The sequence below is a fragment of the Scytonema millei VB511283 genome, assembly GCF_000817735.3.
Lineage (GTDB): Bacteria > Cyanobacteriota > Cyanobacteriia > Cyanobacteriales > Chroococcidiopsidaceae > Chroococcidiopsis > Chroococcidiopsis millei_B.
This window is the reverse complement of the sequence record NZ_JTJC03000001.1, coordinates 1,150,713-1,165,163: the sequence shown is the minus strand read 5'-3', so window position 1 is coordinate 1,165,163 and position 14,451 is coordinate 1,150,713. Positions and strand designations below refer to the sequence as shown.

General features: G+C 46.6%; 15 protein-coding genes. 10 read left to right on the top strand and 5 right to left on the bottom strand.

What is annotated here, in order from left to right; genetic code table 11:
* The first annotated feature begins 4 nt into the window (after window positions 1–4).
* The gene (locus QH73_RS05265; protein WP_039715504.1) at window positions 5–604 is read left to right on the top strand and encodes a YraN family protein; all 600 of its coding nucleotides are present in this window, start codon (window positions 5–7) and stop codon (window positions 602–604) included.
* A gap of 61 nt (window positions 605–665) precedes the next feature.
* Here the strand turns inward: QH73_RS05265 and QH73_RS05260 are convergent, their stop codons facing one another.
* Window positions 666–1,055, bottom strand: a complete 390-nt coding sequence (locus QH73_RS05260) for a hypothetical protein (RefSeq protein WP_015152735.1) — start codon at window positions 1,053–1,055, stop codon at window positions 666–668.
* Window positions 1,056–1,232: 177 nt separating this feature from the next.
* Between QH73_RS05260 and queA the strand changes: the two genes are divergently transcribed.
* The 3 genes from queA (at window position 1,233) to QH73_RS05245 (ending at window position 6,062) form a co-directional block, all read left to right on the top strand.
* Window positions 1,233–2,444, top strand: a complete 1,212-nt coding sequence (gene queA / locus QH73_RS05255) for a tRNA preQ1(34) S-adenosylmethionine ribosyltransferase-isomerase QueA (RefSeq protein ID WP_201277948.1) — start codon at window positions 1,233–1,235, stop codon at window positions 2,442–2,444.
* A 269-nt stretch (window positions 2,445–2,713) separates the two neighbouring features.
* Window positions 2,714–5,797: a zinc-dependent metalloprotease gene (locus QH73_RS05250; protein WP_052290028.1), complete on the top strand. Its 3,084-nt coding sequence runs from the start codon at window positions 2,714–2,716 to the stop codon at window positions 5,795–5,797.
* 46 nt (window positions 5,798–5,843) lie between these two features.
* Complete coding sequence (locus QH73_RS05245) at window positions 5,844–6,062, top strand: hypothetical protein (protein ID WP_132866665.1); 219 nt, start codon at window positions 5,844–5,846, stop codon at window positions 6,060–6,062.
* Window positions 6,063–6,068: 6 nt separating this feature from the next.
* Here QH73_RS05245 and QH73_RS05240 read toward each other — a convergent pair whose 3' ends face one another.
* A complete protein-coding gene (locus QH73_RS05240) occupies window positions 6,069–6,494 on the bottom strand; it encodes a universal stress protein (RefSeq protein WP_039717428.1) in 426 nt (141 codons plus the stop codon).
* 164 nt (window positions 6,495–6,658) lie between these two features.
* Here QH73_RS05240 and QH73_RS05235 point away from each other — a divergent pair, with 164 nt between their 5' ends.
* The 3 genes from QH73_RS05235 to QH73_RS05225 are packed head-to-tail and all read left to right on the top strand — an operon-like array spanning window position 6,659 to window position 7,351.
* Window positions 6,659–6,850, top strand: a complete 192-nt coding sequence (locus tag QH73_RS05235) for an FAD-dependent oxidoreductase (protein WP_132866664.1) — start codon at window positions 6,659–6,661, stop codon at window positions 6,848–6,850.
* The gene (locus QH73_RS05230; RefSeq protein WP_132866662.1) at window positions 6,843–7,067 is read left to right on the top strand and encodes a hypothetical protein; all 225 of its coding nucleotides are present in this window, start codon (window positions 6,843–6,845) and stop codon (window positions 7,065–7,067) included. The genes QH73_RS05235 and QH73_RS05230 overlap by 8 nt, the downstream gene beginning before the upstream one ends.
* Window positions 7,058–7,351 (top strand): hypothetical protein, encoded by a 294-nt coding sequence (locus tag QH73_RS05225; protein ID WP_039715502.1) that lies wholly within the window; start codon window positions 7,058–7,060, stop codon window positions 7,349–7,351. The genes QH73_RS05230 and QH73_RS05225 overlap by 10 nt, the downstream gene beginning before the upstream one ends.
* Window positions 7,352–7,668: 317 nt before the next feature.
* Here the strand turns inward: QH73_RS05225 and QH73_RS05220 are convergent, their stop codons facing one another.
* Window positions 7,669–8,100, bottom strand: a complete 432-nt coding sequence (locus QH73_RS05220; RefSeq protein WP_039715501.1) for a VOC family protein — start codon at window positions 8,098–8,100, stop codon at window positions 7,669–7,671.
* 64 nt (window positions 8,101–8,164) lie between these two features.
* Between QH73_RS05220 and QH73_RS05215 the strand changes: the two genes are divergently transcribed.
* A complete protein-coding gene (locus tag QH73_RS05215; protein ID WP_039717427.1) occupies window positions 8,165–8,944 on the top strand; it encodes a TIGR00297 family protein in 780 nt (259 codons plus the stop codon).
* 49 nt (window positions 8,945–8,993) lie between these two features.
* Here the strand turns inward: QH73_RS05215 and QH73_RS05210 are convergent, their stop codons facing one another.
* Both QH73_RS05210 and QH73_RS05205 read right to left on the bottom strand, forming a co-directional pair.
* On the bottom strand, window positions 8,994–10,826 hold the full coding sequence (locus tag QH73_RS05210; protein ID WP_039715500.1) for an FAD-dependent oxidoreductase: 1,833 nt from the start codon (window positions 10,824–10,826) through the stop codon (window positions 8,994–8,996).
* A 78-nt stretch (window positions 10,827–10,904) separates the two neighbouring features.
* A complete protein-coding gene (locus tag QH73_RS05205; RefSeq protein ID WP_039715499.1) occupies window positions 10,905–12,938 on the bottom strand; it encodes a serine/threonine-protein kinase in 2,034 nt (677 codons plus the stop codon).
* An 80-nt stretch (window positions 12,939–13,018) separates the two neighbouring features.
* Between QH73_RS05205 and QH73_RS05200 the strand changes: the two genes are divergently transcribed.
* Both QH73_RS05200 and QH73_RS05195 read left to right on the top strand, forming a co-directional pair.
* Window positions 13,019–13,282 (top strand): hypothetical protein, encoded by a 264-nt coding sequence (locus tag QH73_RS05200; RefSeq protein ID WP_132866661.1) that lies wholly within the window; start codon window positions 13,019–13,021, stop codon window positions 13,280–13,282.
* Window positions 13,283–13,321: 39 nt separating this feature from the next.
* Window positions 13,322–14,371: a zinc-dependent dehydrogenase gene (locus tag QH73_RS05195; RefSeq protein WP_039715498.1), complete on the top strand. Its 1,050-nt coding sequence runs from the start codon at window positions 13,322–13,324 to the stop codon at window positions 14,369–14,371.
* The last annotated feature ends 80 nt before the right edge of the window (window positions 14,372–14,451 follow it).

Sequence of the window (14,451 nt, the reverse complement as noted above, 5' to 3'; positions counted from 1 at the left end):
GCTCATGGCAAACCATCCTGCCTTTCATTATCCCGACATTGGCGTACTTGGAGAAGATCTAGTCGCTCGGTGGCTGCAATCTTCTGGCTGGACAATTCTACACCGTCGTTGGCGCTGTCCTTGGGGAGAATTAGATCTGGTAGCGAAGTTGGATGTACGTGAGGGAGACAAGGGGGACAAGGGGGACAAGGGAGACAAGGGAGAAATTCTAACCACTAGCCACCAGCCACCAGCCACTCCTCCCTCGCCCCTCACTCCTCGCCCCTCGCTCCTCGCATTCGTTGAAGTCAAAACCCGCAAGCAAAACAACTGGGATGCTGGTGGTTTATTGGCAATTACACCACAAAAACAAACACGGCTTTGGCAAGCTGCGGAGTACTTTTTGAGTGTCTCTCCAAATTTAGCTACTTACCAATGCCGTTTTGATGTGGCGCTAGTCCAACATCGTAAATTATCGTTGGCTCAATTGAGACAGGCATCACCTACACTTGACATTTCCCCTGACTTATCGTCTTTGTCAGTGCAGTTGGGACAAGCAGTCATAGTCGGTGGTTATCAACTCGTGCTAAAAGAATACTTATCCGCTGCTTTTGCTTTTGATTGATGCGATCGCTCTATCTCAATTTCAGTCTTCAATTTCAGCCTGCAATTTTGTGGCTGCCGATTTAAGCCAAAGTTTCGGGACAATAACCCAATCCCTTGACAAATTGTTGCCGAAATGTTTCGATTTCTTCCCGTTCTGGGTTACCGTGAGAGACAATTGCGACTTGATAGCGACGCATCACATCTACCGGAGATTGTCCGGCTTCCAAACTCCATAACGCCATTCTGACGCGGATCGGTGCTTCGTAGGGAATTCCCAGTTCATTTAAAAAAGCGCGGAAATCACCATCTTGTTGAGAGTTGAGAGGAGATTTCATTTTCACCTTCACAACCCAGCCATCAATTTGATGAATTACGGTAATGAAACTCAAGGGCATCTGGGGTCTGCCGTGCAAATGTTCAACGATCCTCAATGTGAGGCTGGCGTTGGCAAGATAGTAAAGGTATTCCATATCCTTGCTGGGGAAACAAGCTATTCCTACATTTATATTTTTGCGAATTGACCGCGATGATACTAGCGTCAAACACCCACTCCACCTGGGTAGATTCACCCAAATACCCATGCGATCGCATCAACTCAAAATCTTACTTAAAATCCGTTAGAATACCGAACGTCACTCTCACAAAAAATGCATATCAATCAATTTAAAGATGCAGTGTCTGCATTGAATTCCGTAAAAACACCTAATTTTGACTTGACATCTTCTGCTAGATCTGAATTAGATGACTCTTTATCGAGTTATGATTACGAATTACCAGCAGAACGGATCGCTCAAAATCCAGTTTCTCCCAGAGATAGTTCTCGCCTGTTAGTAGTAAATCTTGATAGTCACGCCCATCAAATTTTTCGCGATTTACCAGAATTTCTTCAAAAAGGCGATTTGCTGGTGATGAACGATACGCAGGTAATTCCCGCCCGTCTCTACGGACAAAAACCCAGCGGTGCGGCAGTGGAAGTTTTACTGTTAGAGGAACGCCAGCCGAATGTCTGGTTAGCTTTAGTCAAACCAGGGAGACGCTTAGCACCTGGGGCGAAGATTGTATTTTTTGAGCGGGAAGTCAAAAGTCAAAAGTCAAAAGTCAAAAGTCAAAACTCCTCTATTCCCCGCTCCCTGCTCCCTGCTCCCTGCTCCCTCACCGCTACAGTCCTAGAAACAGACGAAGAGACAGGCGGACGGGTGATACAGTTTGACCTTCCAGAAGGTTTATCTGTGATTCAATTATTAGATAGATTCGGTCACGTCCCTTTGCCGCCCTATATTACCGATTCTCAGGCGGAATCAGAGCAGTATCAAACTGTTTACGCTGAAAAACCAGGCTCGGCAGCAGCACCGACAGCAGGGCTGCACTTTACGCCGGAATTACTCAAACGCTTGCAAGAAAATGGTATAGAGCAAGCATTTGTGACTCTACACGTTGGCGTAGGAACGTTTCGTCCGGTAGAAGTGGCAGACGTAAAGACGCATCAAATGCATGGAGAGTGGATTGAAGTTCCAGCTGCTACTGTAGAACAAATTCGCGCTACGCGATCGCGGGGAGGCAAAATTATTGCTGTCGGAACGACGACGGTAAGGGCTTTAGAAGGTGCTGCTGCATCGGGAGAACTACAGCCATTTTGCGGCAAGACAAATTTGTTTATCTACCCTGGTTATCAATGGCGGGTAGTAGACGGGTTAATTACTAATTTCCACCTGCCCCGTTCTAGTCTAATGATGCTTGTCAGTGCGGCAATTGGCAGAGAACGATTGCTAGCATTGTACCAAGAAGCGATCGCTCAACAGTATCGTTTCTATTCCTTTGGTGATGCGATGCTGATTTTGCCTCAAGGTAAGGAATCGTAGGGGCGCACAGCCGTGCGCCCTTACGATAATTCTTCTAATGTGTTGAATTGTATAAATAACTGCCTAGTTTTCTTCCTAGTTTCGCTACAAAAATAGATAGAGTCGCGCATTGAAGGGTATTTCTGGGAACTCTATTAACAGTGGGTGGCTGTAAATCGTTTTAGCAAGCAATCGGATGCATGACGTAACTGAGTGCTTGGTAATCAGCTTTAACTCATTCAGCTGCTTGAATGAGCAATAACTAGGCATCGTTGCTAGGGATATGAGAAATGAAAAGTCTGTCTGCTCGTGTTTTTCTCTTGCACAGCGCATTATTTACAATCTTTTTTGTTGGTGCGCGGCTTCCTGCGTCAGCGTCTAATCAGTTATCAGTTAACAGTTATCAGTTGTCAGAAGAAAGGGAGCAGGGAGCAGGGACGAGCTGGGAGCAGTTACCACACACTACTCCCGACTACGCGGTTCCGATGCGGAGGACACCTCCGCCTCCACCCGCTTCCCGACTCCCGACTCCCCCAATATCGCTACCAGAATCTAAAGTATGGGTGATTAAAAATAACAGCCAACAGCCGGAATTACAATCTTATCTGTGGCTGGTTAATAATCAGCGGCAAGATTCTCGACAATCAACGCTGTTGCTAGCTCAAGAGTCTAATCAGCAGGTAATAGCAAAAAATCCCAAACCGTCAGAGCTAAAAGCATTTAACGAAGTTATTAAAAATAGTAGTGCCATTAAAGGATTATTTACTCTTTATCGCCAAAAGGATACAGGCAAAATTTATTTAGAAATTCAACCGCAGCAATTCAATAAAAACTTCCTCAGTACGATGACGATGGAAGCAGGAATTGGAGAGCGAGGTATTTATAGTGGAATGCCTTTACAGGATTTCTTATTTTATTTTCAGCGAGTCAACAATAATATTCATTTTGTCGTACGTAACGTTAATTTTCGCGTGACTCCTGGTTCACCGCAAACGCGCTCTCTGACGCGATCGTTTAGCGATTCCGTTCTCTATTCAATTCCCATTAAAAGTATTCATCCTCAACGTAAATCTATTTTAATTGACCTTGGCGATCTACTATTAAAAGATTTACCAGGACTAGCAGCATCGCTCTCTACTCAGCTAGGTACTACCTATCAATTAGATGAAAATAAATCTTATTTTGGCTCGACTAAAGCTTTTCCCCTCAACATGGAAATTGAGTCAGTCTACGGCTTTTCCTATGGGGGTGCTAAGAATACTGCTACGCCAAATCTAATGACGCTACCAGATAGCCGCGCCCTCACTTTACGCATTCGCTACAGTCTATCTGAATTATCGGCTAATTCTACCTACAAGCCTCGTCTAGCTGACGATCGCATCGGTTATTTTATCACTGCCTATCAAGATTTTGCGATTGAAGACCGTAAAGAACCGTTTGTTCGCTACATTAACCGCTGGCATTTAGAAAAGCAAAATCCTAACGCCAAACTATCACCACCCAAAAAACCAATTGTATTTTGGATTGAAAATGCCGTTCCACTGGAATATCGGGATGCAGTCAAAGAAGGGGTATTAATGTGGAACAAAGCCTTTGAAAAAGCAGGATTTATCAATGCGATCGAAGTGCGACAAATGCCCGATGATGCTAAATGGGACCCTGCGGACGTGCGTTACAATGTCATTCGCTGGATTAACACAGTTGATGGCTTTTTTGCCCTTGGTCCTTCACGGGTTAACCCCTTAACTGGGGAAATCTTGGATGCAGATATCTTAGTAGATGCTAGTTTCGTGCGCGTCCTCAAGCAAGAATATCGGCGCATGGTTCAAGATAGCCGAGCGCAACCGACATCGGTATTATCCCAAATGATAAACGATCGCAGCGTGTGTAACTCCGGTTTCGGACGAGGCTTCGGCGGACAAGGAGGACAAGGAGGACAAGGAGGACAAGGGGGACAAGGAAGACAAGGGGGACAACTACCAACTACCAACTACCAACTACCAACTACCAACTACCCATTATCAAAACTCGCAACAGAATACGACCTCTGTTACGGTATGGAAGCTGCTAGCCAATTTGATTTTGGTTCTTTGGCACTCACGCTGTTTCAAAACATTACGCCTAACAGCGACAAAATGCAGCAATATATTCATCAATATTTGCGGCTGATTATCGCTCACGAAGTCGGGCATACACTCGGTTTGCGGCACAATTTTCGCGGTAGTACCCAACTTCCACCCAATGAGTTAAATGCTACCAAAATAACTCGCGATCGCAATTTGACAACTTCGGTTATGGACTATCTTCCCCCGAATTTGGCTCCACCCGATCGCGAACAGGGTGACTTTTTTCCCGATAGTATTGGTTCTTACGATGAGTGGGCGATTGAATACGGCTATACACCTACAACAGCACCCCATCCCTTAGCAGAAAGACGATTTTTAGACCAAATTGGCGATCGCTCCTCGCGTCCAGATTTAGCTTATGCTACAGATGAAGATCGGTTCGATCTCGACCCAGATGTAAATGCTTGGGACTACAGTAGCGATGTTTTAGGTTATTCCCAAGGACAATTAGATATAGCGCGGGCAATGTGGAAAAAGTTGAATCGGCGCTATCCAACTTCAGGCGAGAGTTACAGCAATTTAAGCGAACTATTCGATCGCATTTTCTTACACTACCTGCGTCATACCTACTACGCCACCAAATATATTGGCGGACAGTCATTCTACCGCGACCATGCTAGCGCCGATAACGGCAGATTGCCATTCGTCCCCGTCCCTGTGGCAAAACAGCGACAGGCTTTAGCAGTACTGGAGAAATACGTATTTGCCCCAGATGCATTTAATTTCCCGCCGGAACTCTTGAATAAACTCGCACCTTCCCGTTGGGTGCATTGGGGAGAACAAGCGGTGATGAGTCGCCTCGATTACCCAATCCACGACAGTATTTACGCTCTACAAAGTTTAGTATTACGAGATTTACTATCAGGCGATCGCCTTTCTCGTTTACGCGACATCGAACTCAAGAGCCAGCCAAAACAAGCCCTCACATTACCAGAATTATTTACCACCTTACAAAATGATATCTGGATAGAGGTATTAAATCCAGACAAAACACCAACCAATATTTCCAGTCTGCGGCGAGCCGTCCAACGGGAACATTTGAAAATTATGACAGATATGATGTTACGCAAATCTAACGTTCCTGAAGATGCACGGACGCTAGCATGGTACAATCTGCGACAATTGCGAGAGCAGTTAAATAAAGCAGTTGCTCGTTCTGGCAAGCTGGATGAATATACTAAAGCACATTTAGCAGAAACCCGCGATCGCATTGCCAAAACTTTAGATGCGAGGGTGGAATCGAGGTGAAGTCGTAAGTCGTAAGTCGTAAGTTGTAAGTCGGAATTGGTTGCTGATGAGATGGCAAGTTAATTATAATCTTGGCGCTCTTAAACTTTGCGCCTACTCTTACGAGAAGCTGCTTCGCGTCTTTGCACGCCAGTTGCTACAACGGAGGGAACCTCACGCCAGTCGCCTCAACGGGGGAAACCCGCGCACGGCGCTGGCTCCGCAACGCACTGGCTTGTCTTTGCGCGACATTAAATCAGCTCTCTTGCTTTCTAGCAAAATTTAGATATCCTTAACTACCAAGATCTCCTTGAATTATCAACACCGAACAATGAGCATTACGGACAACGTGATTGCTGACACTACCTAATAAAACTTCAGTAATCCCTTTGTATCCCCTACGTCCCAACACAATTAAATCAGCTCCCCACTCTTTTGCTGCATCGCAAATTGCCGAACCTGGATTTCCCACCCGACAATCAAACTCAACGGAAATACCTAAATCCTTCGTTTTCTCGCGATAACCTTGCAAAACATCTTGTCCTTCCTCAGTTTTAGCTTCAATCTGAGATGGATAAGTCATTCTTGCTCCCAACTCAACAGCATGAAATACCATCAAATTTGCTAAATCCTTAGTAGCTAATTCTACAGCCTGCTCGAATACCACAGCTCCTTGAGCTGAACCATCAACGGCAACAAAAACTTTCTTGAAACTCACGATCGCCCCCACATTAACTATCCTGTTAATGACGATACAGTAGATTCAGTCTCGATCCTATGCAAGAATCACACAGATCGACGAATAAAACAGGTTCGATCCCGCAAAAATCTACCGAGAGTGGTACAGTCTGAGGCAAAATTTCAATCGAAAGATGTAGAAATATGATAGGCGATCGCCAAGGCATTCAAGTATCTATTGCTATCGTCGGTGGCGGACTCTCCGGTATGAGTGCAGCTTGGGAACTTTACCAAGCAGGGATTGATTCACTCGTTGTTTTGGAAGCAAACAATCGCGTTGGCGGACGCACGTTTAACCAATTCCATCCTAAAGATTGTCTATCTAGAAATGGGTGAGACTTGGGTAGGACGCACCCAAACGGCTGTCCTCGATTTGGCACGACAGTTAGGAGTTGCCACCAAAAAAGGTAAAGTTGATGGAGTCACGATTTACGGCTACCAGGGGAGCAGGATGACGCACGCAGAGAACCCTAGCGAAAGCGCCACGCCAGCTCAAAAAGATTTTGCCCCACCCGAGCAAAATTCGAGCAACTCAGCCAGACTGTGCTGCTAGACGCACCTTGGAACACACCTAATGCTGCGACTTTAGATTCTATCTCTGCGGGAGAGTGGATCGATCGCAATACGGAGACAATAGAAGCAAGAGCTTGGATGGCTGCTAGTATTCGCCAAGGTATCGCAGGCGATTCGCATCAAGTCTCAATGCTGTTCGTTCTCTATTTCATGGCGAATGCGGGATTTTTTGACTTACGCGAAACAGCCGAAGATTATCGTCTCGTCGGTGGTTCCCACAGTCTGACGTTAAAAATCGCCGAGCATTTAGGCGATCGCGTGTAATTTAACATTCGTTGGCAAAATCATCTCCTTGTAATCCTAAATTTGTTGCATCTAAAAAATCGTTCAATTTCTGTTGTAATTTATTGAAGTTAGCAGTGTCTGGTTCTATGTAATTTTCTTGAAACCGATCGCAATCAGGACTTACTAAAGCTAGCGTTCGTGATATATCAAGAGGTGCTGGTTTTGAAATCAGTCTTTTTTTGTGCGCTTTCCAAACCCGCCGAACTCAAGTTAAAGTTGTGTGAAACAGCAATTGATACTGCAAAATTCAGTTAAGTTCAAATTGAAATAACTTATTTCTTAAACGAGTAGAATCTCTACATTAAATCTCCGATAGGAGCGCTGTTGTAACTACCAAAGACTGCTTCTAAATTCCGGTAGTATTTAAATTCCATTAGGTTATAAAATGGATCTTCTAAGAAGAACGTATAGTGTTCTAGGGGAGAATCAACAAAGCGCTGTTTGGGTGTTTCTCTAAATTTGAGGTGCTGTCGTTGCGATCGCTCTAATAAATTGTCCCATTCCAATTTAGAAGAAAAAATTAAACCAAAGTGTCTGGGATAGACACCACGCTGTGGAGCCAGAGGCTCTTTAGTCATATGAGCTACTAGCTGATGCCCGTAAAGATTTAAAATCAAAGCATGGTGAGTTTCACGACCGGGAATGCAGCCCAAACTATCGATATAGAAGGCTTTTGTCTGGGCAATGTCGGTAATGGGAAAGGCAAGGTGAAAAATAGTTTGATTCATATAGTAACCCACGTAGGATTCGTCAAAATTTGGCAAAATTCAGATGACTACTAATTTATCCTTGATGTTTTCAAACCCATCGTTCCTCAATTCCGTACTAGTTGCTGTTGGAGTGCATACAATTTTGTTGGGTGTAGCCTGGATTGCTCCCAAAAAGTTGCTAACTCCAGCTGGGCTATTGCACGCTTTGTTCTTGGGTGTTCTCTTGTACTTGAGTGTAGGCTGGCAGGGAGAATTAGTTGTCGTCTTCTACTTTCTCGTCGGTTCTGCCGTGACATACATTGGTATGGCACAAAAGGAAGCAGAAGGAATTGCAGAAAAACGGTCTGGTGCAAGGGGACCAGAAAATGTCTGGAGTTCGGCACTGACGGGGGCGCTGTGTGCAGTGGGAATCGCGATTGCAACGACCTTTGTAGCTGAGCCTATGACGATCGTATCTCTACTTTTACTGGGTTTTGTCGCGAGTTTCAGTACCAAACTTTCCGATACCTGTGCTAGCGAAGTTGGCAAAGCTTACGGTCAGCGGACATTTTTAATTACGACTTTACAACCCGTGGCAAGAGGAACGGAAGGGGCTGTAAGCTTAGAGGGAACGCTGGCTGGTGTAGCGGGTTCGGTAGCGATCGCGCTGCTGGCTTGGGGACTCGGTTTAATCGATTTACTGGGCGTAGTCTGGTGTGTCATCGCTGCCTTTATTGCTACTAATATTGAAAGCTTAATTGGCGCAACAGTAGAAGGTAAAAGCCGTTGGCTGACTCATGATGTTGTCAATTTTTTGAATACGTTAATTGGGGCGATCGCTGCTATATTGCTCGCTTTAATTTGGGCAATTTTTAACGGTTGACGGTAAACGCGCTCGCTACACGCACGTGTTGACAGTTAACGGTTGACAGTTAACGGTTGACGGTTGACTCAAGTTCTTCGACTAACAACCATCTCCCTGCATGGTTTAACCGCCCGTAAACCGAGATCGGTTGGTTATCTGGATAGATTTGTAGTTTTTCGTCAATGGGCGATCGCAAAGTTACCAGCGTCCAATCTTGTCCCTGCAATTCTTCAGGCAGAGATATAGTCAACGTATAATCTTGCACGTCCCGACGATGGAAAATGCCTGAGCAGGAAGTAGTGCGCGGGTCTTGAATCATCCCCTGCCCCTCTGCTCCCCTGCTCCTCAAATTAAGAGGATAATCTCCACTAGCCGGATACTCCTCTGGGCGATCGAGGTAATAGCGTTGCCACTCTAACCAATCGGGAGATGCGGGTGATGAGTTGAATAAAGGCACGATCGCCGCCGGACAGTGCCGCTCTTGTAATAGAGCTTCTTGTAAATCCCTGACAGGTAATTCTCGCGGCTGACAACCTCTAGAAATACACATTGCTGCTGCCATTCCAGTAGCCTGTCCGAGATTCATTACCACTGGCTGCAAGCGCGTCGCACCGTTGGCAATGTGAGATACCGAAATATTCTTTTCACACGCTAAGAAGCCATCGATCGCCGCCGGAATTAGACAATGATAGGGTATGGTAAAGGGCGTTCCCGTCCAGCGCCCTCCCCAGCGAATGGATTTCGCTTGTAGGGGAAAATCGAAACCTGGATAGTGGTGGTCGTTGGCATAGTTACCGATCGCGATCGCGTTGATACCTGTACGATCGACTGGTAAGGCAGTGACTCGACCTTCAGCTAAGGGCAAAATATCCTGTTCTCGCACCGTAGTCATGCCCACAACGCGCCGACTCTCGCGGTAGTAGGGGTGAAGCGCGTATGCGCCGCCAACGTCGTGTAGAGGCGCACAGCCGTGCGCCCCTACACGATTGGAATCAGCAGAAAAAACCCCTTCAGCCAATCCATAACGCCGTCCGAGTTGAGTTTGAATGTAGTGTAAGAAGCCTTGCGTATGCCACAAACTTTCTTGCAGAAACTCAGATCTAGCCGTGGTGGAGGTCACTAGTCGGTCTAAACCTTCACCGTAGTCGTTACCGCAAATGGGCCAGTTGAGCATGAATAAATTGCCTGGTAAACGCCCGTAGTTAAGAAATTGTTCGGCTCCGTAGCTTTCCCAGGCTCCAGCAAATTTGTCTGGATTGTATGACGGTGGTGCGGGAATAACTGGTGCGATCGCGTCCCCAAAATCTTGCATGAGTCCTACCCAAGTGGGCGCTTGGACTGGGTATTTTGTCGTTAGCTCGTTTGGAGCAATTGGGGCGCTGGGTTCTCCCCATTGCGATCGCCATTCCCAACCCCAACGGTACGGAATCTCGGCTAAAGCCAATAAATCACCCAATTCTGTAGCATCAATGGTAATTTGGGCAGTAACCGTATATTCAGCAAATTCTACCCCAAAAATGCGATCGCCTTGGCGTAAAACGGCTTGCGGTACTTGTCCCACCAGCCAAGTCAAGTTAGGCAATTCTTGTACCCATCGAGCAAAAATCTGCGCTCCTATACGCGGGTCGAAGCTAAAAAAGCTCACCCAGCTATGATCTAATCCTTCTGGCTGGCATTGCTGCAATTCCCGCAAAAATGCTCCCCACAAGCCTGTTTGCCATGCTACCAATTCGTTACCATCAGGAACCGACACCCCAGCTGATGTCAGCATACCTCCTAACCAAGGAAATTCGCTGACCAGCATTGTTTTTGCACCAGATCGCGCTGCTTGGATTGCCGCAGCCGTACCACCAGTACCACCGCCAACGACTAGGACATCGGTAGAGAATTGAGAATTCATTCAGTCATTAGGGAGTAGGGAGCAGGGAGTAGGGAGTAGGGAAGAACTTATAATTTGCCAATGACCAATGACAACTCGCTATTCCCAAATTTTGATTGTCCGATCTTTGCTGCTGCTAACTAAGGTTTGACCTCTGGGGCTAGGCGCGATCGCTAATACCCAGTCGGTGTGAGCTAGGAGATCGTGTAGGAGTTGTCCCGATTGCGGCTGCCAAATTTTGATCGTGCGATCGAGGCTTGCACTCATTAGAGTATTACCATCATTACCGTAAGCAATCGCAACAGTTCTATGCTCGTGTTCTGCCAGCGTTTGTAGTTGCTCTCCAGTTTGCCAGTTCCAAATCTTCACGGTTTTATCCCAACTCGTGCTAGCCAGATGTTGTCCGTCGGGGCTAAAGGTAATTGCCCTGACTGCATCAGTATGCCCTATCAGCGTGCGTAGTAGTCTTCCTGTAGCTAAATCCCATAACTTAATCGTGCGATCGATGCTGCCAGTAGCAAAAGTTTGCCCGTTAGGACTTACAGCCAAGGAAAACACCCGGCGATCGTGTGCTGGGAGCGTGCGATGCAGTTGTCCGTTCTGGGCGTTCCACAGCTTAACGGTTCCATCTTCTCCCGCACTAAAAAGCGTCTGTCCGTCTTGACTGATGGCAACAGTCCATACAGGTCCCCCATGTCCGAGTAGCCTTCCCAAGGGTCTGCCTGTCGTGATATTCCACAGCCGTACCGTTTTTTCGCCGCCACCGCTCACCAAAATTTGTCCATCTTGACTCAGAGCGATCGCCCGTACTGTATCTGTATGTCCGGTAAGCGTGCGCTGTAACTCTCTAGTTTGTAAATCCCATACCTTAATCGTTTTATCTGCACTACCACTGACCAACGTACGTCCATCTTGGCTGACAGCGATCGCCCATACTGAATCTGTGTGTCCGGTTAAAGTTTGAGTCAACGTATAGCGATCGGAAAGCCGATTCGAGGCGATCGCGGCAAATTCTGCTTTAGGCGGGGCGATCGGCGACACAGCCTTCGAGTTTGGTCGGAGAGCATAATATAAGCCTAGAATTAATCCCAGTGCTGAAGTAATGCCAATTGCCATCCCCAACCATAAAGCTATCTGTTGCTGTCCTCCAGTTGATGTTCTTCTCGACTTCGTTCCCGATCCATTCACCGCCGATGCATGGTGACTACTAGAATTTGGAGCAGTTGAGGCGGAATTGGGGGCAGAACTTCTTGGGGTAGGTGTTGGCTGTGACAGTGCTGCTGTTGGTAGGAGTGGTTGGAGATCGGCTAGGACTTCAGTTGCTGATTGGTAGCGCTCGGTGAAATGGTAGCGTACCATTTGATTCAAAATCGATCCCAAAGCTAGAGTGACATTTGTGAGATGTTGCCAAATGACTTCCCCACTGTCGGCATCTTCTAGGAGCATTGTTGGTTGCATTCCAGTCAACGCTTGGATTGCAATCATCCCCAAGGCATAAATGTCGCTATTCGGACGAGGACGACCTCGGCTTTGTTCGCTGGGCATATAGCCCGGTGTGCCGATCGCCATTGTTGCTGGAATTCCCATAGCAAAGTTGGCATTGGTTTGTCCTGCGGCAGTGACAACTTGCGTCCATGCCTGCTTGACCGACCCAAAATCGATCAGTACCAACTTGCCGTCGCTATCGCGCTGAATTAAGTTACTGGGTTTAATATCGCGGTGAATTAGCCCGTGGGCGTGAATCACTTCGAGAATAGTAAGGACTTCCTGTAAAAAATCGATGACTTGGGTTTCACTCCAGCGTACTCCTGGAGCCAAAACTCGATTCAGTGGTTGTCCGTGAATGTATTCTAATACCAGATAAAATTGTTGATCTAACTCGAAATAGTTTAACAATTGCGGTACTTGGGAATAAGTACTCAATTTTTCTAGCGCTGCGACTTCACGAGTAAATACACGCCGTAGAGAAGACAGTGAGCTAGTGCGACCGGATGGTCCAGGCAAGAGATGTTTGACAATACATGCTTGCGGTGAGGGGGTAACGAGATCTTGTGCCAGATAGGTCTGACAGTAATCGCTACTACTAAGGATTTGGACGATCTGGTATTGCCCTTTGATAATTTCACCTAGCATTGTGGCAGTTGCAAAAGCAGTGGCAATGATTGGGCGTTTTTAGTGTTAGTTAATCATAGCGATAGCTGGCGGTTCTGGCGATGAATCTCTCTGTCGATCGCCGTAACATAACCAACTCTCATCACAGTTCCAAAATGATTCTAGCTTGCAAAAGAAACCGGGAGTCGGGAGTCGGGAGTCGTTGGGGGACAAGGAGAAGAGAGCTGAGGAGGCGCTCGGGAGCTGAGGGAGAGAAGAGAGCTGGGGGAGCTGAGGGAGCAACTCAAAATTCAAAATTCAAAATTCAAAATTCTCTACACCCCACACCCCACACCCTTTCTTCACTGCTCCCTGCTCCCTATTAACTGCTACATTCTAAAGTACTGGATTAATGACTACAAGCTATGAAAGCCCAGGTATTTCGCGGCGTGGATCGATTGAGTTATGAGGAATTACCCGTACCAGCTATTGAAGCGGATGAAGTCTTGGTGCAAGTGCGGGTTGTTGGCTTATGTCAGTCAGATATCAAAAAAATTCGCTATCCCCTCTACGAACCACCGCGCATTTTTGGGCATGAAACGGCTGGAGTTGTCGCCGCAATCGGAAGCCAAGTTAGCGATTGGCAAGTAGGACAGCGAGTGGTGGTGATGCACCACATTCCCTGTATGCGTTGTCGCTATTGCCTGAATGATAATTTCTCCATGTGTGAGATTTATAAAAATATCTCTACAACGGCTGGTTTTGTACCTAGTGGGGGTGGATTTGCTGAATATGTGAGAGTACCCGGTCACATTGTTCGCAACGGTGGCTTGATTCCGATTCCCGATCGCGTTAGCTTTGAGCAAGCGAGTTTTGTCGAGCCAACGAATTGCTGTCTTAAAGCAGTCAAAAAGGCACAAATTGCCCCAGGACAAACGGTATTAGTGACTGGTGCGGGTCCCATCGGACTGATGTTCGTGATGTTAGTTAAATACTTCGGTGCAAGGGCGATCGCTACCGATTTATTACCATCGCGGATCGAAAAAGCTTTACAATTAGGAGCCGATGCTGCTTTGGATGCGCGCGATCGCGACTTAAGCACTAAAATTCAAGCTTTAACAGACGGTTTGGGAGTCGATACAACTCTACTTGCTGTCCCTAGCGAAAAGGCGTTTGCTCAAGCCCTCGATTGCACGCGCAAGGGGGGTAAGATTCTGTTTTTTGCCGAATTTCCCGATGAGGTTGAAATTTCCCTCAATCCCAATATTATCTATCGCCGCGAAATCGATTTAATTGGCAGTTATAGTTCTTCTTATCGTCTGCAAAGTCTTGCTGTCGATCTTGTTTTCAATCGCTGCATTGACGTTGATGCCTTAATCAGCGATCGCTATCCCCTACAACAACTTTCAGCAGCCGTAGAACAAGCTGTCAACCCTACGCCTGATACCTATAAGATTCTCATCTATCCCCAGTAGAAGGACTTGGGGGACGAAGCAGTCATAAGTAAATAATACTTACGACTTACGACTTACGACTTACGACTTACGACTTCTAT

Excerpts from the sequence above, each read along its gene's own strand:
- QH73_RS05205 (WP_039715499.1), bottom strand. The coding sequence starts at position 12,938 with ATGCTAGGTGAAATTATCAAAGGGCAATACCAGATCGTCCAAATCCTT.
- QH73_RS05200 (WP_132866661.1), top strand. The coding sequence starts at position 13,019 with ATGAATCTCTCTGTCGATCGCCGTAACATAACCAACTCTCATCACAGT.
- QH73_RS05210 (WP_039715500.1), bottom strand. The coding sequence starts at position 10,826 with ATGAATTCTCAATTCTCTACCGATGTCCTAGTCGTTGGCGGTGGTACT.
- QH73_RS05260 (WP_015152735.1), bottom strand. The coding sequence starts at position 1,055 with ATGGAATACCTTTACTATCTTGCCAACGCCAGCCTCACATTGAGGATC.
- QH73_RS05220 (WP_039715501.1), bottom strand. The coding sequence starts at position 8,100 with ATGAATCAAACTATTTTTCACCTTGCCTTTCCCATTACCGACATTGCC.
- queA (WP_201277948.1), top strand. The coding sequence starts at position 1,233 with ATGCATATCAATCAATTTAAAGATGCAGTGTCTGCATTGAATTCCGTA.
- QH73_RS05245 (WP_132866665.1), top strand. The coding sequence starts at position 5,844 with ATGAGATGGCAAGTTAATTATAATCTTGGCGCTCTTAAACTTTGCGCC.
- QH73_RS05265 (WP_039715504.1), top strand. The coding sequence starts at position 5 with ATGGCAAACCATCCTGCCTTTCATTATCCCGACATTGGCGTACTTGGA.
- QH73_RS05215 (WP_039717427.1), top strand. The coding sequence starts at position 8,165 with ATGTTTTCAAACCCATCGTTCCTCAATTCCGTACTAGTTGCTGTTGGA.
- QH73_RS05195 (WP_039715498.1), top strand. The coding sequence starts at position 13,322 with ATGAAAGCCCAGGTATTTCGCGGCGTGGATCGATTGAGTTATGAGGAA.
- QH73_RS05230 (WP_132866662.1), top strand. The coding sequence starts at position 6,843 with ATGGGTGAGACTTGGGTAGGACGCACCCAAACGGCTGTCCTCGATTTG.
- QH73_RS05235 (WP_132866664.1), top strand. The coding sequence starts at position 6,659 with ATGATAGGCGATCGCCAAGGCATTCAAGTATCTATTGCTATCGTCGGT.
- QH73_RS05250 (WP_052290028.1), top strand. The coding sequence starts at position 2,714 with ATGAAAAGTCTGTCTGCTCGTGTTTTTCTCTTGCACAGCGCATTATTT.